The following is a 21,021-nucleotide window of genomic DNA, read 5'->3' as shown; positions in this document are numbered from 1 at the left end:
ACATGCTCACCTGCACACTTTATCCGCTTGACTACCAAGCAGACCCCGGTGATTTCTTCGAGCGCATCCGTAATGCGGAGGGTGCTGTTCTACTGGACTCTGGCAGACCAACGGCCACACGTGGACGATATGACCTGCTTAGTGCCTGGCCGCTAGAGCAGCTCGCCCCTTTACCGGAGGAATCAGGGCATTCGTTTTTCGCTCGGCTTCGCCACGCACTCGGCAGGCTCGGAGCAGCGCAGCTTCCCACCGAAGTAGATCTGCCCTTTGCAGGTGGCGTGATGGGCTATCTGAGCTATGATTTTGGTCGCCAGCTGGAGCGTCTACCGGCTCAGGCCCAAGATGATCTGATGTTGCCTGAGGCCAGACTGGGTCTGTATGGCTGGGCATTGATTAGCGATCATGAGAGACAGACCAGCCAGCTAGTATTTCATCCGGTACTGAATGCCGCTGAACGCTCGCGCTTGATTGATCTCTTCACAAGCCCGGTTACTCCAAGCCAGGATCAAACCTTTTGCCTGAAAATCCCATTCCAGGCGAATGTGACTAAAGAGCGCTATCGCGAACAAATCGAGCGAACCCAGGCTTATATAAACGCTGGGGACTGTTATCAGATCAACTTCACACAGCGCTTTCAGGCGCCCTGCTCTGGATCGGACTGGCAAGCCTACCGCACCTTGCGAGCCGCCTGCCCTACGCCTTTTTCCGGTTATATGCCCATCCAGGGCGGTGCCATCCTCAGCCACTCACCTGAACGCTTCATTCAGGTGCATGACGGTCGGGTGGAAACACGCCCTATCAAAGGGACGCGACCACGCAGCCTGGACCCCGTACGAGACGCCGCCCTGGCAGATGAATTGCTGGCCAGTCCAAAAGATCGTGCCGAAAATGTAATGATCGTTGATCTTTTGCGTAATGACCTGGGACGCAGCTGCCGAATAGGCTCGGTCAAAGTCCCTGAGCTATTTACATTGGAGAGCTATCCAAACGTGCATCATCTGGTGAGCAGTGTGAGGGGTGAGCTTGCATCCGGTTGTGATGTATTCGATCTGCTGGCCGGAAGCTTTCCAGGCGGCTCAATCACCGGAGCCCCCAAGATTCGGGCAATGGAAATTATCGATGAGCTGGAGCCGACTCGCCGCTCCATCTACTGTGGCTCCCTGCTCTATATCGACGTGCGGGGCGAGATGGACAGCTCCATCGCTATTCGCAGTGTATTGATCAAGGACGGGATGGCCAGCTGCTGGGGCGGCGGTGCAATCGTCAGGGACTCAGAATGGCAAGACGAGTATGAGGAATCTATTGCCAAGGTACGAGTGTTATTGAACACCCTTGAGATGCATAGCCTGACGGATGCCGCTACGTCGTGCAGCCCAGACGGGGCTTTGTTACCATGTTCGTCTTGACTTATTAGCGTTGGAGCCTTGCCATGTCACTTGATCTGGACCGCATCAATGCCGAATTCGCCAATCAGCCTGAGCAGCTTGTTGCCTGGGCATTGGGTCTTGGCAAGCCGGCTATCTGCACGACCAATTTTCGTCCGTTTGAAGCGGTCATTCTTCACATGGTAACGCGCGTAAAGCCTGACATCCCTGTGGTGTGGATGGACAACGGCTATAATACCGAGGCGACTTATCGCTTCGCCGATGAGGTCGCCCGCGCACTTAATCTCAACTTGATCACTTATCTACCCAAGCGCTCGCGGGCCCATCGCGAAGCTATTGAAGGTCCTGTGCCTGGTTTAGACGATCCACGCCATGAGGCCTTTACCGAAGAAGTCAAACTTGAGCCGTTTACCCGCGCACTGCGGGAAATGGCACCCAGCGTGTGGTTTACCGCATTGCGTGCAAGCGATACTGCAGTACGTGCCCAAATGCAGCCGGTCAGCATCAACCAGGATGGCCTGATCAAGGTTGCCCCCCTGCTGAACTGGACCTCTAAAGACCTGTACCAATATCTGGTGGAGCACAATCTGCCAAACAACTTCGATTACTTCGACCCCACCAAGGGCGAAGAAAACCGTGAGTGCGGCTTGCATATCCAGCACTGATAAAGCAAAAAGCCACTCATCAAGAGTGGCTTTTTTATGCAGCCTGCCGCTCAGGAAGATGGGGCAGTCTTGAGCGCAAGGCGCCGCTCCAGCTGGTTATACACGACCCATGTCATCAAAAGACCTATGCAAAGTACTCCTGCCAGGAAGTACAAACCGGACGATAATGTCCCGGTATAGGTTTTAAGTGCGCCAATACCAAATGGCCCGATATAACCTCCCAGATTCCCCACCGAATTGATCAGCGCAATGGCAGCGGCGGCACTGGCACCCGAGAAAAAGCGACCTGGTAGCGCCCAGAAGATTGCAGTGCAGGAAAACAGGCTGAAGGCCGCCAGACACAAAGCCCCCAATTGCAGTGCTGGTGCACTTAGGTAAGCACTGAAGAAGAAACCTATGGCACCTAGCGCATACAGGACCGCCAGATGACCATAACGATCATTCAGGCGATCTGAACTGCGAGGAATAAGCAAAAGACCAATAATGCCAAAGAGATAAGGAACGGACGAGACAAAGCCGGTCATGATGTCACTTCCGCCAAACTGATGAATCAGCGTCGGCAGCCACAAGCCCAGGCCGTAAATACTCAAGGTCACCGGCAGATAGAAAAGTGCCAGTAGCAGGACGCGCTTGTCCTTGAGTGCATGCAGTGGATTGCCATGACGTGTCTGGCCATATTCCTGCAAATCCTTTTCAAGTTCGTTTGCCAACCAGCGTTTCTCATCAGCCGATAGCCATTTCACCTTTGCCGGACCATCTGGCAGAAAACGCAAGGTTGGCCATGCGAGCAATACTGCAGGCGTACCGATAAGAATGAACAGCCACTGCCAGCCATGCAGACCCATTATGCCTTCCATGCCTAGCAAGGCGCCCGAGAGCGGACCAGTTACCATCATGGCAATGGGTTGCGACAGGATGAAAAATCCCAGGATCTTGCCGCGGTGACGTATGGGATACCATTGCGTGATGTAGTACAGCACCCCAGGAAAGAATCCCGCCTCCGCAATACCAAGTAGAAACCGCATTACATAGAAGCTGGTTGGCCCCTGGATGAAGGCCATGCCAATCGTAATGGCACCCCAGGTAATGAGGATCCGTGCAAACCAGCGGCGCGCTCCAAAGCGAGTCAGGAACAGATTGCTTGGCACTTCGAATAGGAAATATCCGATAAAGAACAGTCCTGCCCCCATCCCATAAGCCGCATCGCTGATGCCGATATCTGCCCCCATATGCAACTTGGCAAACCCGACAGCGGAACGGTCCACGTAGGCTACAAGGTACAGCAGGATAAGGAAGGGAATAAGTTTGAGTGTGATGAGGCGGATCAGCCGCATTTCTGGGCTCATAGCCAAGTCTCCGATTGTTTTTGTTATGTACGGCTTGAGCATAGCAGCCGCACTGGTGATATGGACTATAAAGTAATACTTTTTACTCAACAACACTTCACATGAAAGCTTATTAAGTCTAAATTCGGATCAATACTTCCGTTTAGTATGACAAATAAGAGTTAACAACATGTCTGAGAAAAAAACCCAGTTGCGCTCGGCCCAGTGGTTTGGCAATGCCGACAAGAACGGCTTCATGTATCGCAGCTGGATGAAGAACCAGGGCATCCCGGACCATGAGTTCCAGGGCAAACCCATCATCGGGATCTGCAACACCTGGTCCGAACTTACCCCCTGCAACGCCCACTTCCGCAAGATTGCCGAGCACGTCAAGCGCGGCGTCTACGAAGCCGGCGGTTTTCCCGTCGAGTTTCCCGTCTTCTCCAATGGCGAGTCCAACCTGCGCCCCACCGCCATGCTGACCCGCAACCTGGCCAGCATGGACGTGGAGGAAGCCATCCGCGGCAACCCGGTCGATGCTGTGGTGCTGCTGACCGGCTGCGACAAGACCACCCCTGCGCTATTGATGGGCGCTGCCAGCTGCGACGTACCCGCCATCGTGGTAACCGGCGGGCCGATGCTTAACGGCAAGCACCACGGTCGCGACATCGGTGCCGGTACCATCGTCTGGCAGATGCACGAGGCCTATAAGGGTGGGCTGATCGACCTGAACGAGTTCCTTTCTGCTGAAGCTGGCATGTCCCGCTCGGCCGGTACCTGTAACACCATGGGTACTGCCTCCACCATGGCCTGCATGGCTGAAGCCCTGGGCACCTCGCTCCCGCATAACGCTGCGATCCCAGCCGTGGATTCGCGTCGCTATGTTCTAGCGCACCTCTCTGGCATGCGTATCGTGGACATGGTGCATGAGGACCTTCGCCTGTCGAAGATCCTGACCAAGGAAGCCTTCGAGAATGCCATCCGCGTCAATGCTGCCATCGGCGGTTCGACCAATGCCGTGATTCACCTCAAGGCCATCGCCGGGCGTATGGGCGTAGACCTTGAGCTGGACGACTGGACGCGGGTCGGTCGCGGTACGCCTACCATCGTCGACCTGCAGCCGTCCGGTCGCTTCCTGATGGAAGAGTTCTACTACTCCGGTGGCCTGCCGGCAGTGATTCGCCGGATGGGTGAGGCAAACCTGCTGCCGCACCCTGATGCCCTGACCGCCAATGGCCAGTCGATCTGGCAGAACTGTGCCGAGGCGCCGATCTACGGGCAGGATGAAGTCATCCGTACGCTGGACAACCCCATCCGCAAGGACGGCGGCATCTGCGTGTTACGGGGCAACCTGGCACCCAAGGGAGCAGTGCTCAAACCCTCTGCTGCCACACCGGAGCTGATGCAGCACCGGGGCCGTGCGGTGGTGTTCGAGAACCTGGAGCATTACAAGGAGCGTGTGCTCGACCCGGACCTGGATATCGACGAGACCTGCGTCATGGTGCTCAAGAACTGCGGACCAAAAGGGTATCCGGGCATGGCTGAGGTGGGCAACATGGGTCTGCCACCCAAGCTGCTGGCCAAGGGCATTACCGACATGGTGCGTATTTCCGATGCGCGCATGAGTGGGACGGCCTACGGGACGGTGGTGCTGCACGTAGCGCCGGAGGCTTCGGCAGGTGGTCCGCTGGCGGTGGTGCGTGACGGTGACATGATCGAGCTGGACTGCGAGAACGGCCGCCTGCATCTGGATATCAGCGATGAAGAGCTGCAGGCCCGCCTGGCGGACTGGCAGGACCCGAACGCCAACCTGCTCGGTGGCGGTTATCGCAAGCTGTACGTGGACCACGTGCTGCAGGCCGATGAGGGCTGCGATTTCGACTTCCTCGTCGGCTGCCGTGGCTCCGAGGTGCCGAGACATTCACATTGAGTGAGTTCTCAACGCCCCTTTCCGCATTGGCGAGGGGCGAATGTTATGATGCGCGGCCTCGAAACAGGATCGCCACGTCGCGCCTCATGGAATATCGCAAACCTTCACTTCGCAAAAGCATGCATGCCCGAATCGTTCAGGAGTTGGGCCGGCATATCGTTTCTGGCCACTTCCCTGCAGACTCCAAGCTTCCGCCTGAAGCGTCGCTATGCGAGGAGTATGCTGTCAGCCGCCCGGTGCTGCGCGAAGCAACCCGGGTCTTGGTAGCCAAAGGGCTTGTCTACTCCAAACCCAAGGTGGGCACGGTTGTCAGGCCTCGTCGCGAATGGCATATGCTTGATCCCGACGTACTGCACTGGCTGATGGAAACGACGCCACAAAACGATTTCTTCAACATGCTTTCAAGCGTGCGCTGCATTATAGAGCCCGCAGCCGCCGCGCTTGCTGCTACGCATGCCACACCTGATGACGTAGCGGCCATTGAGAACGCTTATCAGCGCATGGAAGCAGCCAAGACGCCGGAAGAGTGGTTACAACCGGACTTGGATTTCCACAGTCAGATTGCCGAAGCCACTCACAATGACCTCTTGGCTAACCTCTGCAACATGCTATCGCTGGCATTGCGCGAATCGCTCAAGCAATCAAACAGGCGTCCCAACCTTCATGAGTTCGCCCTTCCCCGCCATAAAGCGATCCTGACGGCTATTCAACATGGCGATGCCCTGGGCGCCAAACATGCCACCCTGGTACAACTGGAAGACGCACGTAAGGCTCTTACACTGGTATTAGAGGGCGAATAGCCATAAAAAAGCCCTGGCACGCCGGGGCTTTTTCATTAACGGAGCGATCAGCTCAGCGCATCACGTGTCGTAACGCCGTTAACCAGACGGGCAATACCCAGCGGGTTAGCGTTCTTGAGTGGCTCAGGCAGCAGTGCATCCGGGTAATTCTGGTAGCAGACCGGGCGCAGGAAGCGATCGATGGCCAACGTACCTACGGAGGTTCCGCGAGCATCGGACGTTGCCGGGTAAGGACCACCATGAACCATGGAGTCACAGACCTCTACGCCGGTTGGATAACCATTGATCAATAGGCGCCCTGCTTTTTGCTCAAGCACAGCTGTCAGCTCAGCACCGTAGGTTTCCAAGTCACCCGGCTCGGCAATCAGCGTCGCGGTCAGCTGGCCATGCAGGCCATGCAATGCGCGAATCAGCTCGGCCTTATCGGCAACTTCTACCACAATGCTAGTTGGGCCAAAAACCTCTTCCTGTAACAACTCATCACCCTCCAGCAGCAAGCTGACATCAGCCTTGAACAACTGTGGCTGAGCCTGATTGTTATTTTGCTGGGTTGCACCGGCAAGATGAGTAATACCGGAGTGAGCATTCAAATGCTCGAGACCTTTGACATAGCTCTTCAGGGTGCCTGCATTGAGCATGGTCTGCGCCGGCTGGTCATTCATGGTCGCGGCGAAACGCTCCAGGAATGCAGAGAACTCTGGCGAACGAATGCCAATGATCAGGCCCGGGTTGGTACAGAACTGACCACATCCCAACACGACCGAAGCGGCCAGCTCATTAGCCACATTATCGCCGCGTTGCTTGATCGCTTCAGGCATCAGCAGAACCGGGTTGATACTGGACATTTCAGCAAAAACCGGGATCGGCTGAGGACGTGCAGCAGCCATATCACACAGTGCGCGGCCACCTCGCAGCGAGCCCGTGAAACCGACCGCCTGGATGGCTGGGTGCTTGACGAGCTGCTCGCCGACGCCAGCGCCGTAGATCATATTGAAAACGCCAGCCGGCATGCCAGTACGCTCAGCCGCACGAACAATGGCTTCAGCCACATATTCAGCTGTTCCCATGTGACCACTATGGGCCTTGAACACAACCGGGCAACCGGCAGCCAGCGCCGAAGCGGTGTCGCCGCCTGCGGTAGAGAATGCCAGCGGGAAGTTGCTTGCACCGAATACAGCTACTGGACCAAGACCGATACGGTATTGGCGCAGGTCTGGACGAGGCAGCGGCTTTCGGTCAGGCAAGGCACGGTCGATGCGCGCCCCGTAGAAATCACCACGACGCAGGACCTGAGCGAATAGACGCATCTGTCCACTGGTGCGTCCACGCTCGCCTTGGATACGGCCAGCAGGCAATGCGGTTTCGCGGCAAACCAGCTGCACGAAATCGTCACCCAGCGCGTCCAGTTCGTCTGCAATGGCCTCCAAAAAGCTGGCACGCTTTTCAGCGCTCAGGCTGCGATAGATGGGATAAGCCTCTTGCGCAGCACGTGCAGCAGCATCAACTTCTTCAGGCGTAGCCTGATAGAACTTATACGATAACTGTTCTCCAGAGGTCGCATCCACGCTATAGACGATAGTTTCGCCTTTAGCACTACGCGCTCCGCCAACATAGTTATGTCCTGTGATCTGCATGCTTAACTCCTTGACCATAAAGGGTTTCAGGACACTGCGCGAGCCAATGCTCACGCAGATAAAATGAGAAGAACATCGGTGTCAGGCACTAAAGGTACATCCTGTCGGACTTTAAGTCATCATACAACATAGCAATTTAGTGATTTAACCGGCCTCTTATGAAGGCAGATTTAGCTGACAACCCACGTTTAAAGCACTTGATGTTCAGAACGTTATAGCGCTTTGATGTTGCCTATTACGAAATCCGGCTTATGGGAAGCGATGCCATTGATCAGAGGTTTACCGAATTCAGGCATGCTGATTTCGAACCGATCTCCCGGCTGCGCCTTGATACCGTCAGCGAAGGACAGTGTAGCCGTTCCGAAAAAATGTACATGTACGTCGCCCGGACGCAAAAACTGGTTGTACTTGAAATGGTGATATTCAAGATTCGCCAGGCTGTGACACATATTCTCTTCGCCTGAAAGAAATTCCTTTTCCCAAAGGACCTCACCGTTACGGCGAATCCGGCTCATACCTGAAAGGTGGCGAGGCAGCTCACCTACTCGCAATTCAGGCCCAAATGCGCAACAGCGCAGTTTAGAGTGCGCTAGATAAAGGTAGTTTTTCCGTTCCATGACATGATCGGAAAACTCATTTCCCAGCGCAAAACCTACCCGATAAGGTTCCCCGTCATCACCGATGACATACAGGCCGGTTAATTCAGGCTCTTCACCGGCATCTTCGGCAAACTCGGGAAGGGAAAAATCCTCGCCCGGACGGACAACAATGCTGCCGTCACCCTTGTAGAACCATTCTGGCTGCGCCCCCACTTCACCGGCCGAAGGTCGTCCGCCTTCAAGTCCCCAGTTGAACATACGCATGCTGTCGGTCAACTTGGCTTCGTCCTGATTGTTGTGCTGATGCATCTTATCTCGCGTAGAAGCACTGCCCAGATGCGTAAGCCCAGTTCCGGTAACCAGGCAGTGGGCCGTATCGTCATGATCCAACGGAGGCAATACGCGACGGGCTTCGAGCACACTGTCATAACTCGGTCCTGGCTCGGTACCCTGCGCCTGGACCTCAGCAACCAGATCATGTCCATTTCGGATTGCATTCAGTGCCAGCTCACGTGTCGTGCGAACATTACGTACAATCTGGAGATTCTCGCCTTCAACCACTCCTACATGGCGCTGGCCTTCTGAAGTCTCAAATTGAATCAGTCTCATGGGGTTTGCTCTTATCGTTATGGGCTGAATGGATAGCGCATACTTTACGGCGCGCGCAGAACGCTGCCTAATGAGAGGTACTGATTAAGCGATAACCTTTGGTTATTCCCATGATTCCATCTTTGAATTCCATTTCATCGCGCCTACGCGTACGTCAGCTCAAGCTTCTCATTGCCCTTGAGGAGCATGGCTCACTGCACAAGGCTGCCGAGCAGGTTGCTATTACTCAACCGGGTGCAACGAAAGCCCTCCATGAAATTGAAGCGACACTAGGCGCCACCCTTTTTACACGTACCAGTCAGGGACTGGTGCCTAACGATCTGGGACGCTGCGTGACTCGATATGCGCGCCTCATTCAGTCTGACATTGCCCACCTCAGGGAAGAAATGATTGGCATCCTGCATGGTCAGGGTGGCCGGTTGTCCATTGGCGTTATCATGGGTGCGGTGCCGCTGCTCATGCAGTCGCTCAATCGGCTTCGCCAGAAACAGCCGGAACTGTCGATTCATATCGCGGAGGACACCAGCGCGCGACTGCTTGCCCTTCTCGACCAAGGGCGGGTAGACGTAGTGATTTGCCGAACCAGCGTAAGCACCCGGCCTGATGCATATGAAAAGCTGATCGAACATCCAGAAAGCCTGGCGCTGGTGGCTCATCCCAACCATCCGCTGGCCAACGCATCACTTTCCAGTCTGGACGAGCTGACAGGCTATCGCTGGGTTGTCTATCCGTCCAACATGCCCATGCGCCTCGCGCTGGAGCAGCAGTTTCGCCTTGCAGGGCTCGACTTTCCGCGCTATCCCATCGAAACGGCCTCTACGTTCACGATGCTTAGCCTGTTGCAGGAGGATCCGCATCTTCTGGCTGTGATGCCTAGCGATGTAGCGCTCTTCAGTGAACGCTTTGGCTTGCTCAAGCGCTTTTCCATTGACCTGCAAATCAACAGCGAGCCCTATAGCGTTGTCATTCGCCAGGGCATGGACGTCACCGCACCGGCCAAAATGCTGATTGAAGAATTAAGGCAGGATATGGGGCTGACGGTGCAGCCCCATAGGCAGGAGATTACTGCTTGAGGGTCGAGAATTTGTAGATGGTAGTCTGCTTGTATGTCTCGCCGGGATTCAAGCGAGTGCTGGCAAAGTTGGGCTGGTTTGGTGCATCGGGGAAGTGCTGAGCCTCCAGCGTAAACGCTCCCCAGTGCGGATAAACCTTGCCCTGCTTGCCCTTGATGGTGCCATCCAGAAAGTTGCTGGTATAAAACTGCACGCCCGGCTCGGTTGTATACATCTCCAGACGCCGCCCGGATGATGGATCAAAAGCCGTAACCGCTACGGCATCGAGCTGCCCCGGCTTATCAAATGCCCAGTTGAAATCAAAGCCACCCTGTTTGGGCTCGGCATATTTCAGCTGTTGGTCGTTGTCACGAATGTGCGCACCGATAGCAGTCGGATGGACAAAGTCCATGGGCGCACCCTTCACCTCAGCCAGTTCCCCGGTCGGAATCAGCGTTGAATCAATCGGGGTGAACTTGGACGCATGGATAGTCACCTTCTGGTCAAGAATGGTCCCGTTGCCAGCGCCCGCCAGATTGAAATAACTGTGATTGGTCAGGTTGACTACCGTAGGCTTATCCGTCGTTGCGGTATATTCGATCTGCAACTCGTTATGCTCGTTGAGGGTATAACGCACAGTAGTAGTGAGCGTGCCTGGAAAGCCCATCTCACCATCAGACGAAACATAGCTAAGCGATACGCCCTTCCAATCCTTGCCCTCGATAGGCTTGGCCTGCCATACCTTGGTATTGAAGCCTTCCGGTCCGCCATGCAGAGCATTTGGATCATTATTGATCGGCACCTGATACGTCTTGCCATCAAGCTCGAACCTGCCTTTGGCCAGGCGATTGCCGAATCGGCCGATCAGCGCACCAAAGTAAACGGTGCCGTTATCCAGATAGCCTTTCACATCATCAAAACCTAGAACGACATCCTCCACATGCCCTTTTGCATCGGGCACCTCAATGGACTGGACGATACCGCCATAAGTAATGATGCCAACTCGCATTCCGTTGCTGTTTTGTAGCGTATAGCGCTCGATGGCACGGCCATCAGGAAGTGACCCGAACGGGGCACGATCAACATGCAACGAGCTGGCTTGGGAGAGTCCGGACATAAGAGCGAAACCTATACCTAGCAGAACAGCAGACTTTCGGGACACTTTCATCGTATGAACCTCGTATTGTTTTTCTTGTAAGGGACACCTGTGAGCCGCTGGAAAGCTCACCCCGTCACTCTGACACAAAATGAGACGAAGTGACTCCCTTTCTTTCATACGATGATTAAGCGAATCTAGTAGGTCGGCAATGCGACATCAGCAAACAGGTCTTCAACTTCCTGGCGGCTATGGCACTGCATCGCCTGCACAAGGACTTCACGCGTCAGATGCGGGGCGAAACGACTGATGAAGTCACACATATATCCCCGTAGGAAGGTCCCCCGACGCAAGCCGATCTTGGTAATGCTGGCCTCGAACAATTCACTGGCGTCCAGCGCAACAAGGTCACTGTCGAGCTTATGGTCAACCGCCATATCCGCCACGATTCCCACCCCCAGACCGAGCCTTACATAGGTCTTGATAACGTCGGCATCGGCTGCGGTGAAAACGACTTTTGGCTCCAATCCTCGCCGGCTAAAGGCCTCATCCAGCTTGGAACGACCTGTAAAACCGAATACGTAGGTGACGATGGGATGCTCAGCTAGAGCTTCCAGGGTGAGCTTGGGCACTTTGGCCAAGGGGTGACTATGGGGCACGATGACACATCGATTCCATCGATAGCAGGGCAGCATGATCAGATCACCAAAATGCTCAAGGCCTTCCGTTGCAATGGCAAAATCAACTGTGCCATCTGCTGCCATTTCAGCAATCTGCATAGGTGTACCCTGCTGCATGTGCAGGGCGACATCCGGATACTGCTTCATGAAATCACTGATCACATCCGGCAAGGCATAGCGGGCCTGGGTGTGCGTCGTGGAGATTGAAAGCGTGCCCTTCTTCTCGTTGGAGAACTCTTGGGCGATCTGCTTGATGCTTTCGCACTTACGCAGGATCTCACCAGCGGTCTGGATAATCCGCTCACCCGCTGGCGTAATGCGTGTCAGGTGCTTGCCGCTTCGAGCAAACACCTCTACCCCCAACTCATCCTCAAGCAACCGGATCTGCTTACTGATGCCTGGCTGGGAGGTATACAGGCTTTGCGCTGTTGCAGAAACATTGAGATCGTGATGCGCCACTTCCCATATGTACCTCAATTGCTGAAGCTTCATGATGGCTCCTTGCTATAGCTAACAGCACCGTTGTTATAACCTATACTAACGCACTACAAAAATATTTATAGCCATTGGTAATTATCAATGGCTGCGATGCTGCAACATGGGTACAAGATAGACAGGCACATCCGCCATTTGCAGAACTTTGCCTGCAGTACGTCCCAGCGGTGTATCCCAAGCGCTGCCATGACTATGACTGCCCAACACGATCAAATCGACAGCCAGATCATGGGACTGATCAAGAATGACCTGAGCGGGATCTCCCTGAACGACCCGCACCAAGCGGATACGGTCAAACTCCTGCGCAGCCTCCCCCATTTCATCGCGCAGACACTCAATCACGCGCTGCTCAATATTGGCTAAAACGGTATTGAAACCCTGCTTGTTCAATTGTGCCAACGTGGAGGCATCCATATAGGTTTGCAAAATCGAGTCAGCGAACAACCCCAAGGGTTCAACCGCATGTACGACATACAACTTAGCATCATGCGCTCGCGCCAAGGAAAGCGCATGCTGCAAGACAGAGGATGAGTAGATGCCCAGATCAGTTGCATAAAGAATCGATTGGATCAATTGGCCCCCTCAACTACTGACGTGGATGGCCGTCATACGACATGCCGAATGCTTATTCATCACAGGAAAGCGTAGCAGCGTATTGCCACTTCGCCGTGCAAAATGCTGGTAAATGCCTTAATTTGCGAACTTGGTTAGTTAACATCACACTTCTCTCATCAAGGTAAATCATCAGCATCACGGCTCAGACAAGCCAGAATTCCCTGATTCAATTCAGACTCGGTCATCCGCGTTTTCAGCCCGCCATAAAATAGCCCCTGACGTACTACGAACAGAGCAGGCAAGTGAAATACCTCATAGCGCTGCACCATTCCTCCGTTTCGCTCCGCATCGACCCAGGCGATTCGATCGCATGGCAAGTTCATCTCCGGCAAGCGCTCTCGCGCCCACCGGCAACTTGAGCACCCTTCACCAGTGAAGATAAGCAACGTTACTCCCGAAAGCGCCAACAACGCCTGATCCGCATCAAGATCGCTTAATTCCACAAAGCCTCGCTATTTCGTACTGGTCAAGACATCCAAGGACGCAACAGGCCGCTTCGTCTCTCGAACCGGAAAAGGCCATTGTCGCCTCCTATGAAGACACGTTATGGTTAGCCTCTTGTCAACCTTTTACCGCGTAACGCCAGCCGGTTATGCCCAAGCAGGCACCGTGGCCTCCGAGAACACTATGGCCGATTTACCTATAAATGACCTAAACGTCGTATCAAACGACCCCCTGATAACGCCTGAGCGACTCAAACTAGAGATTCCTTTGACCGAAAGCGCCTCCAAGACAGTCGCTCAGGGTCGCCAGGTGGTGCGTGATATCCTTGATGGCAAGGATCATCGGATTTTTGTCGTGATTGGCCCCTGCTCCATTCATGACATCAAGGCAGCCCACGAGTACGCCGACCGCCTGAAGGTTCTGGCCGAAAAAGTTTCCGATACCCTCTTCCTTGTCATGCGGGTGTATTTTGAGAAGCCGCGGACGACAGTCGGCTGGAAAGGGCTTATCAACGATCCCTACCTGGACGACTCCTTCAAGATTCAGGATGGTTTGCACATTGGTCGCCAATTGCTGCTGGAGCTGGCCGAGAAAGGCTTGCCTACTGCCACCGAAGCACTAGATCCCATCTCACCACAGTATCTTCAGGACCTGATCAGCTGGTCTGCAATTGGCGCCCGGACCACGGAGTCCCAAACGCACCGTGAAATGGCTTCCGGCCTTTCATCGGCCGTTGGCTTCAAGAACGGCACCGATGGCAGCCTGACCGTTGCTATCAACGCCTTGCAATCGGTCTCAAACCCACATCGTTTCCTCGGCATCAATCAGCAGGGACAGGTCTCGATCGTGCAAACCAAAGGTAACCCCTACGGTCATGTGGTTCTGCGCGGCGGTAACGGCAAACCGAACTACGACTCGGTCAGCGTTGCGGTATGCGAACGTGAATTAAGCAAAGCCAAGGTCAAGGCTAATATCATGGTGGATTGCAGCCATGCAAACTCTAACAAGGATGCCTCACTGCAGCCGCTGGTAATGGATAACGTTGCCAACCAGATAATCGAAGGCAACCAGACCATTATCGGATTGATGGTAGAGAGCCATCTGGGCTATGGCAACCAGCCGATTCCTAAGGATCTCAACGAACTGAAATACGGCGTTTCGGTTACAGATGCCTGCATCGATTGGGAAATGACGGAACAGAGCATCATGAGCATGCATAACAAGCTCAAGGACGTACTGCCCAAGCGCAAGCGCGATTGATTGCCAGTCTTCTTATAGCCGGGTTCTTTACCCGGCTTTTTTATGCCTGTCGATTAGTGAGGAGCCGTTAGCTTCTGCTGACGCCGCTCGATATAACGCTCGACATAGGAGCAGGATGGAATGACGCTGTAGCCACGTGACTCCGCGTAAGTCAGTGCGTGTTCGGCTAACGCTGCGGCTATTCCCCTGCCCCGCAGATTATCGGGCACAAAGGTTCTGTAAAAATCCATGGTCTGCTTACCAAGATCCATATAGGCAAGATACGCGCGCTGCCCATCGACGTGGATGACAAATTGGTGAGATGAGAGGTCGTGGTCGATTGAAAACGACTCGTTCATATCTGCTCCTTGGCGGAAAACCGATTACCCGCCTTATCTCTCTTATTGGGAAGCGACATTGCTGCCGAGCCTATTTTCAGACTACAGAAATGGCTGCCCCGTTCGGGCCGGCCATCGCACAACAATCATGACCTTAGGCTTAATACAACGAGCATCTGGCGCAAGACTAAGAGCTTAATAGTGCGTTGAAGTTTGCATTAATACAACCCATTAGCCTTGTAACTGTTTGCCTTAGTCGCGCTCCTTATACCGTCAGAAAACCCGTCATCAGTCACCCTTGGACACTTTTTAAGCAACGCAATGTCAATTTATCGAGCTTATGAAAGGGAAAGTGAAAAAAACTCGCGAACCTTGCATTCGCTCAGTTTACTTACTACACGTTATGAGTAGTATGTAGCGCGCAATTTTCCGCTGGGAAATTTGCACTCTATATGGAAGTCCACCTCAAGGGGATAATGATGAACAACGCTCTGAAATTTGCCGCTCTGGCTCTGGCAGCTGCCCTGGCTACTGGTTGCAGCCACGCTTCCAAAGAAAGCGAAGCCCGTCTGACCGCTACTGAAGACGCTGCTGCTCGCGCTCAGGCTCGTGCTGACGAAGCTTATCGTCATGCTGACGACGCTCTGGCTGCTGCTCAGAAAGCTCAGCAGACTGCTGACGAAGCTAACGAGCGCGCTCTGCGTATGCTGGAAAAAGCCAGCCGCAAATAATAGGTCTCTGACCTGTTAAGCCGACTCTCGGGTCGGCTTTTGCGAGCAACAAAAAGCCCGCCATTTTGGCGGGCTTTTTGTTGCCACACTGTTTTATAGCGCTGCAGCAGGCTGATCAGCGGCAGTCGCAGCAGTTTGAGAAGCCTGATTGATGGTAGCAGCCACCTCTACGGGCAGACCATCCTGCGCCGTGACGATGTCCTTTACCAATTCCCAGTTCAGCTCAGCGTGACCACTCAAGTCCTCGCGACGGATCATGGCATTCACTACAGCCGTGTGCTGGTCGATCATGGCCGGCTTGCCATTTTCGCTCGAGAGCGGCTCATGCGCCTCCAGATACAGCTTGCCTTGGCTGATACCAAACTTGTAAGGCTCGTTGATGATGCGTACAGGGGTGTTCACCGGAACCATTCCAACGAACTCCTTGAGATCCTCATTCAGCATCCGGAAACAGCCGTGGCTGACCTGCATGCCGATACCAAATTTCTTGTTGGAACCGTGGATCAGATAACCTGGTAGCGCAAGGTTCAACTTGTAGGGTCCAAGCGGATTGTCCGGCCCAGGCGGAACCACGGCAGGAAGCGGATCACCATCGGCGGCGTGCTCGGCACGAATCGATGCAGGCGGATACCAGCTGGGGTCCTTGGTCTTGGCGGTGATTCGGGTAGTCCCAACAGGCGACCCCCATCCTTCACGTCCAATTCCCAATGGGTAGGTGAAAACCGTATTACCCCCTTTGGGGTAGTAGTACATACGGTACTCAGCCAGATTAATGACAACCCCTTCACGCGGCCCAGGCGGCAGGATGAACCGTGTAGGCAGAACTACTTCGGTACCCGCCCCTGGCAACCAGGCATCAACGCCCGGGTTCGCTGCCACCATCTCCGAATAGCCAAGATCGTACTTCTCACCGAGGTCTGCAAATGTGTCTTCGTAGGCGGCCTTGATAACCTGCACCTCGCCCACGATATCTTCACCAGGCGGTGGAAGCGGCAATTCCAGGGCGCAAGCCGTACCGGCAGTCAGACTAACGGCAAGCGATAAACAGGCGATAGATGATGCGCGAGACAACATCGAAAAATCCTTTGAAAAGAATGCTGTAAATAGTGTCAGTGTAACACTGCGCCTATAAGGTCGTGAGACCTCAGAGGAACGAAACAGTACCCACTTCACCCCGTTTATCTGCTTCCAGACGTTCCATGCACTGGGGGCATAACTGCGAGTGTCTCAGCCAATGCCGAGCCAATGGCTGAAACTTGGGCTCGGCCGGGAGAAGGCTGCCGCACAATGTGCGATCGGCATGTCCGCCTAGCTCAAGCTGGCGTGCAACGATGTGCAGCCGTGTTGTCCGGCAGGCGAACAGATCGAGCTGTGAATCAGGCACGATAAGTTGAAAGCCAAACAAGGACCAGGCGTGACGCGACATTTGAGGCTCCAGAAGGGGGGGCGCAACCTTAACGGAAAGGCGTTGACCTGAAAAGCAGGTGAACCGGATTTAACCGCCCCAAACTGTAAAATCTTACAAAATGTCAGTGCTTTGCATTCTGCGTCCGTTCAAGCAAGGGCTGTAAGGCTTGCCAGGCATTTTCCAGTAGTCTTGGCTGTCCGGCTGCATTGGGATGAATTCCGTCTGGCTGCATGTACTGCTCTATTCCTCCAACCCCCTCCAGAAAGAAGGGCACCAGTGCGACCTTTTTTTCTTCAGCCAGACTGGAATAAACCGCAGCGAAACGCTCGGTATACTGAATGCCATAGTTGGGCGGCAACCGCATTCCTAGAAGCAGTACCTTGGCACCTGCCTGCTTGGACTGGTCAATCATTGATGCAAGATTCTGTTGCAATTGCGCAGGGGGCTGGCCTCGCAAACCATCATTGCCGCCCAGCTCAATCAGCACAACATCAGGCTTATGCTCATTAAGTAACGGCGATAGCCGGGAAAGCCCGCCGGCACTGGTGTCACCGCTGATCGAGGCATTGATGACTTTGTAGCTGCCCTTCTGTTCGTCCAGCCGTTTTTCAAGCAGCGAAGCCCATCCTTGGCCCGTTTCTATCCCCAAACCGGCACTGATACTATCTCCAACGATCAAAAGCGTCTGTGCTGCGGCGTGTTGCGCAATTAGAAACAGCGCGAGACAGCCGCCCGATAACCATTTACGCATGCGGAATCCTCATGAGCGCCAGCATTCTAGTTGCCCAGAACCTTAGCAAGGTTGTACCCAGCGCGGAAGGTGAACTCACCATCCTTCATGGCCTCGACCTTGAATTGGCAAAGGGCGACAGCCTGGCCATCGTAGGCAGCTCAGGCTCCGGCAAATCCACTCTGCTAGGCCTGTTGGCCGGGTTAGATCAGCCGAGTGAGGGGGATGTTGTTCTAGCGGGACATGCTCTGGCCGCATTGTCAGAGGATGAGCGTGCGCGAATACGTGCCGAGCATGTCGGATTCGTTTTTCAGTCGTTTCAACTGCTCGACAGCCTGACCGCTTTAGAAAATGTCATGCTCCCCATGGAGCTTGAAGGTTACAAAAATGCGCGTGATCGCGCCGAGTCTCTTCTGGAACGAGTCAATCTGGGGCATCGCCTGAGTCATTATCCGCGCCAGCTTTCTGGAGGCGAGCAGCAACGAGTCGCCATCGCACGGGCGTTCGCTGCTAACCCCAAGGTGTTGTTTGCCGACGAGCCTACCGGGAACCTGGATACCACTACTGGCGCCCGTATCAGCGACCTGTTATTCGAACTGAACACAGAGCTTGGAACCACCCTGGTGCTGGTGACCCATGATGAGCGACTCGCGCAGCGATGCAATCGTCTGATACGTCTGGAAAGCGGCCGCCTAGTCACATTGGAGGCCTGAATGACTCGCCCCCCCTTCTTCCGATTATTGCGTCAAGCCAGCCGGCAGCTTATGCGAGAAGTTCGAGCCGGAGAGCTGCGAGTGCTCTTCTTTGCACTGGTGATTGCGGTTGCCTCAAGCTGTGCGATCGGTTATTTCACGGCTCGCCTGAACGAAGCCATGGTGTTGAGGGCCACGGAGTTTCTAGGCGGTGACCTGGCACTGCGAGGTACCTCGGCAGCTCGTCAGGAGCAGATCGATGCCGGCCTTGCCCAAGGGCTGAAACATGCTCAAACCATAGAGTTTTCCAGCGTCATTGCCGGTGAACAGGCCATTCAACTGTCCAGCGTCAAAGCCGTCAGCGGCTCCTATCCGCTCAGGGGACAGCTCAAGAGCACGCTCACTCCACAAGGTCAGGAAACAGTTGGAGGCCTTCCAGATCCTGGGGAGGCCTGGGTCGAGGCTCGTCTGTTACCGGCACTTGAACTGAAGATAGGTGACACGATCGATGTTGGTCGTAAAACACTACGTATCTCTCGCATCCTGACCTACGAACCCGATCGCGCTGGGGACTTTTACAGTTTGACGCCACGTGTCCTGATGAACAGTGCAGACCTGCCGGCCACTGAAGTCATCCAGCCGGGCAGCCGGGTTCGCTACCGAGACCTCTGGAGTGGAGCGACCGATCAGCTGGAGCGTTACCGGGCAACGCTCGAACGTAGTCTCGATGTCAATCAGCGAATCGAGGACCCACGCGACGGTAATCGTCAGCTCGGCAGCGCCCTGGACCGAGCGCAACGCTACCTGGGATTAGCGAGCCTCGCCGCCGTGTTGTTGGCTGGCGTGGCCGTGGCCATGTCGGCCAATCGCTTCGCAGTCAGGCGCTTCGACGCAAGCGCTCTGCTCCGCTGCCTTGGGCTTTCGCGCCGGGAAGCCTTGATTCTGTATAGCGTGCAACTGGCCATGCTCGGACTGGCGGCCAGCGTACTGGGTGCTGTACTGGGCTGGCTTGCCCAGTTTCTGCTCTTCCACCTGATGGCAGGGTTGCTGCCCGCAACAATCCCCAGTGCAGGACTATTTCCAGCACTTGCGGGCATGGGGACGGGCCTGATCGCGCTTGCTGGTTTCGCGTTGCCGCCCCTGGCTGCACTTGGCCGAGTCCCGCCCCTGCGCGTTCTGCGCAGCGACCTTCTTCCTGTTCCTCCTAGAAGCTGGATCGTCTATGGTACTGCCCTGCTGGCCTTAGGGCTGATCATGTGGCGGTTATCGCTGGACCTCAGGCTAACCCTGGCACTGCTAGGTGGCGGACTGGCTGCCACAGTAGTGCTTGGCGGACTAATGCTGCTGGGCTTGAAAGGATTACGCCGCATGCTAGCCTCGGCACCGCTTGCCTGGCGTTTGGGGCTGGGCCAATTGCTTCGTCATCCAGTCGCTGCTGCCGGACAGGCCCTGGCATTTGGGCTGATTTTGTTGGCGATGGCGCTTATCGCCTTGTTGCGCGGAGAAATACTGGACCGCTGGCAGGACCAGCTGCCAGCGGACTCCCCCAATTATTTTGCACTCAATATCCTGCCTGCCGAGAAGGACGCCTTTGCGGCACAGATCAGCCAGCTGTCGCCCAATCCGAAACCGTTATATCCCATCGTGCAGGGTCGTTTGGTGTTGATCAATGGCGAGCCTGCCAGCGAGGTCGTAGAAAGCGAGTCACGCGGAGACCGCGCCACGCGTCGCGACCTTAGTCTTACCTGGGCTGACACGCTGCCCTCAGGCAATGTCATCACTGCCGGACGGTGGTGGGACGTTACACCACCAACACGTGATCTGCCGGGCGTATCCGTAGAGGCAGAACTGGCCAAGAGCCTCAAAGTAGGGATAGGCGATCATCTCAGCTTCAATATTGCCGGCAAGATCATAGAGGCGCAGGTGAGTAGTCTGCGAACCGTGGACTGGAATAATTTTCAGCCCAATTTCTTCATGATCTTTCAGACGGGAACGTTTACCAATGTTCCCGTCACCTATCTCACCAGCTTTTACATTCCGCCTGGCCATGACCGGGCCATGGTTGAGTTGGCACGTCAGTTTCCAGCCGCGACGTTATTGCCTATCGATGCGATCCTTGCGCAACTACGCAGCATCCTGGGCCAGGTGACCATTGCGGTAGAATTCGTCTTGCTCTTTGTATTGGCCGCTGGAATGACGGTCTTGTTTGCCGGTCTTCAATCCACACTGGATGAGCGCATACGCCAGGGCGCACTTTTGCGGGCACTGGGATCGGAGCGACGACTCCTGATACGCACCCGCCGGGTTGAATTTGCCTTGCTTGGCGCAACCAGTGGACTTTTGGCAGCATTAGGGTGTGAGATCATTACAGCTTTGCTGTACCGCCTTGTGTTCGATATGCCATGGCAACCGCACCCATGGCTTTTGCTGCTTCCCCTGATAGGCGCAGCAATGATTGCTGCAGCCGGTCTTTTGGGAACGAGACGGGCATTGACGGTCAGTCCGCTACGCATTCTGCGGGAAGGTTAATCAGGTTTTTATATGGAATGGATGT

20 protein-coding genes are annotated in these 21,021 nt (G+C 54.9%); 9 read left to right on the top strand and 11 right to left on the bottom strand.

Translation table 11 applies throughout. From position 1 onward, the window contains the following. Nucleotides 1-2: 2 nt before the first annotated feature. Nucleotides 3-1,406 (top strand): aminodeoxychorismate synthase component I, encoded by a 1,404-nt coding sequence (gene pabB, locus HMPREF1487_RS16320; RefSeq protein WP_010797786.1) that lies wholly within the window; start codon nucleotides 3-5, stop codon nucleotides 1,404-1,406. A 23-nt stretch (nucleotides 1,407-1,429) separates the two neighbouring features. Next, nucleotides 1,430-2,050 carry a phosphoadenosine phosphosulfate reductase domain-containing protein gene (locus HMPREF1487_RS16315; RefSeq protein WP_010797785.1) on the top strand — a complete coding sequence of 207 codons (621 nt, stop codon included), beginning with the start codon at nucleotides 1,430-1,432 and terminating at the stop codon, nucleotides 2,048-2,050. A 50-nt stretch (nucleotides 2,051-2,100) separates the two neighbouring features. On the opposite strand, the gene HMPREF1487_RS16310 is transcribed toward HMPREF1487_RS16315, so the two are convergent. Then, nucleotides 2,101-3,396, bottom strand: coding sequence for an MFS transporter (locus tag HMPREF1487_RS16310; RefSeq protein ID WP_010797784.1), 1,296 nt, complete (start codon nucleotides 3,394-3,396; stop codon nucleotides 2,101-2,103). 169 nt (nucleotides 3,397-3,565) lie between these two features. Here HMPREF1487_RS16310 and HMPREF1487_RS16305 point away from each other — a divergent pair, with 169 nt between their 5' ends. Next, entirely contained in the window at nucleotides 3,566-5,305 is a 1,740-nt protein-coding gene (locus tag HMPREF1487_RS16305) for an IlvD/Edd family dehydratase (protein WP_010797783.1), read from the top strand. An 86-nt stretch (nucleotides 5,306-5,391) separates the two neighbouring features. Next, complete coding sequence (locus tag HMPREF1487_RS16300; protein WP_010797782.1) at nucleotides 5,392-6,105, top strand: FadR/GntR family transcriptional regulator; 714 nt, start codon at nucleotides 5,392-5,394, stop codon at nucleotides 6,103-6,105. 47 nt (nucleotides 6,106-6,152) lie between these two features. Here HMPREF1487_RS16300 and HMPREF1487_RS16295 read toward each other — a convergent pair whose 3' ends face one another. Both HMPREF1487_RS16295 and araD1 read right to left on the bottom strand, forming a co-directional pair. After that, complete coding sequence (locus tag HMPREF1487_RS16295) at nucleotides 6,153-7,739, bottom strand: aldehyde dehydrogenase (NADP(+)) (protein WP_010797781.1); 1,587 nt, start codon at nucleotides 7,737-7,739, stop codon at nucleotides 6,153-6,155. Nucleotides 7,740-7,951: 212 nt separating this feature from the next. Next, nucleotides 7,952-8,947 carry an AraD1 family protein gene (araD1, locus tag HMPREF1487_RS16290; RefSeq protein WP_010797780.1) on the bottom strand — a complete coding sequence of 332 codons (996 nt, stop codon included), beginning with the start codon at nucleotides 8,945-8,947 and terminating at the stop codon, nucleotides 7,952-7,954. Nucleotides 8,948-9,057: 110 nt separating this feature from the next. Between araD1 and HMPREF1487_RS16285 the strand changes: the two genes are divergently transcribed. Next, nucleotides 9,058-10,020 (top strand): LysR family transcriptional regulator, encoded by a 963-nt coding sequence (locus HMPREF1487_RS16285; RefSeq protein WP_010797779.1) that lies wholly within the window; start codon nucleotides 9,058-9,060, stop codon nucleotides 10,018-10,020. Here HMPREF1487_RS16285 and HMPREF1487_RS16280 read toward each other — a convergent pair. From HMPREF1487_RS16280 to HMPREF1487_RS16265, 4 genes are all read right to left on the bottom strand, one after another. Further along, nucleotides 10,010-11,167, bottom strand: coding sequence for an aldose epimerase family protein (locus HMPREF1487_RS16280; protein WP_010797778.1), 1,158 nt, complete (start codon nucleotides 11,165-11,167; stop codon nucleotides 10,010-10,012). The genes HMPREF1487_RS16285 and HMPREF1487_RS16280 overlap by 11 nt on opposite strands. A gap of 125 nt (nucleotides 11,168-11,292) precedes the next feature. Further along, on the bottom strand, nucleotides 11,293-12,267 hold the full coding sequence (gene cysB, locus HMPREF1487_RS16275; protein WP_010797777.1) for an HTH-type transcriptional regulator CysB: 975 nt from the start codon (nucleotides 12,265-12,267) through the stop codon (nucleotides 11,293-11,295). Nucleotides 12,268-12,351: 84 nt separating this feature from the next. Continuing rightward, nucleotides 12,352-12,843, bottom strand: a complete 492-nt coding sequence (locus HMPREF1487_RS16270) for a universal stress protein (RefSeq protein WP_010797776.1) — start codon at nucleotides 12,841-12,843, stop codon at nucleotides 12,352-12,354. 158 nt (nucleotides 12,844-13,001) lie between these two features. Continuing rightward, entirely contained in the window at nucleotides 13,002-13,328 is a 327-nt protein-coding gene (locus tag HMPREF1487_RS16265; RefSeq protein ID WP_010797775.1) for a YbbN family protein, read from the bottom strand. 184 nt (nucleotides 13,329-13,512) lie between these two features. On the opposite strand from HMPREF1487_RS16265, the gene HMPREF1487_RS16260 reads away from it, so the two are divergent. Beyond that, nucleotides 13,513-14,589, top strand: a complete 1,077-nt coding sequence (locus HMPREF1487_RS16260) for a 3-deoxy-7-phosphoheptulonate synthase (RefSeq protein WP_037030855.1) — start codon at nucleotides 13,513-13,515, stop codon at nucleotides 14,587-14,589. A 53-nt stretch (nucleotides 14,590-14,642) separates the two neighbouring features. On the opposite strand, the gene HMPREF1487_RS16255 is transcribed toward HMPREF1487_RS16260, so the two are convergent. Beyond that, nucleotides 14,643-14,927 carry a GNAT family N-acetyltransferase gene (locus HMPREF1487_RS16255; RefSeq protein WP_010797773.1) on the bottom strand — a complete coding sequence of 95 codons (285 nt, stop codon included), beginning with the start codon at nucleotides 14,925-14,927 and terminating at the stop codon, nucleotides 14,643-14,645. Between the two features lie 458 nt (nucleotides 14,928-15,385). Between HMPREF1487_RS16255 and HMPREF1487_RS16250 the strand changes: the two genes are divergently transcribed. Beyond that, the gene (locus tag HMPREF1487_RS16250) at nucleotides 15,386-15,637 is read left to right on the top strand and encodes an Lpp/OprI family alanine-zipper lipoprotein (protein WP_026003970.1); all 252 of its coding nucleotides are present in this window, start codon (nucleotides 15,386-15,388) and stop codon (nucleotides 15,635-15,637) included. Nucleotides 15,638-15,730: 93 nt separating this feature from the next. On the opposite strand, the gene HMPREF1487_RS16245 is transcribed toward HMPREF1487_RS16250, so the two are convergent. From HMPREF1487_RS16245 to HMPREF1487_RS16235, 3 genes are all read right to left on the bottom strand, one after another. Beyond that, nucleotides 15,731-16,711, bottom strand: coding sequence for a L,D-transpeptidase family protein (locus HMPREF1487_RS16245; RefSeq protein WP_010797771.1), 981 nt, complete (start codon nucleotides 16,709-16,711; stop codon nucleotides 15,731-15,733). Nucleotides 16,712-16,781: 70 nt separating this feature from the next. Next, nucleotides 16,782-17,063 (bottom strand): hypothetical protein, encoded by a 282-nt coding sequence (locus HMPREF1487_RS16240; RefSeq protein ID WP_010797770.1) that lies wholly within the window; start codon nucleotides 17,061-17,063, stop codon nucleotides 16,782-16,784. Nucleotides 17,064-17,166: 103 nt separating this feature from the next. Beyond that, a complete protein-coding gene (locus tag HMPREF1487_RS16235; RefSeq protein WP_010797769.1) occupies nucleotides 17,167-17,796 on the bottom strand; it encodes an arylesterase in 630 nt (209 codons plus the stop codon). 11 nt (nucleotides 17,797-17,807) lie between these two features. On the opposite strand from HMPREF1487_RS16235, the gene HMPREF1487_RS16230 reads away from it, so the two are divergent. Beyond that, nucleotides 17,808-18,488, top strand: a complete 681-nt coding sequence (locus tag HMPREF1487_RS16230) for an ABC transporter ATP-binding protein (protein ID WP_010797768.1) — start codon at nucleotides 17,808-17,810, stop codon at nucleotides 18,486-18,488. Next, nucleotides 18,489-20,996 (top strand): ABC transporter permease, encoded by a 2,508-nt coding sequence (locus HMPREF1487_RS16225; protein ID WP_010797767.1) that lies wholly within the window; start codon nucleotides 18,489-18,491, stop codon nucleotides 20,994-20,996. It abuts the gene before it with no gap. Nucleotides 20,997-21,021 lie beyond the last annotated feature (25 nt).

The organism is Pseudomonas sp. HPB0071, from assembly GCF_000478505.2.
Taxonomy (GTDB): domain Bacteria; phylum Pseudomonadota; class Gammaproteobacteria; order Pseudomonadales; family Pseudomonadaceae; genus Chryseomonas; species Chryseomonas luteola.
The sequence above is the reverse complement of the archived record's forward strand: the minus strand, read 5'-3'. Positions and strand labels throughout refer to the sequence as shown.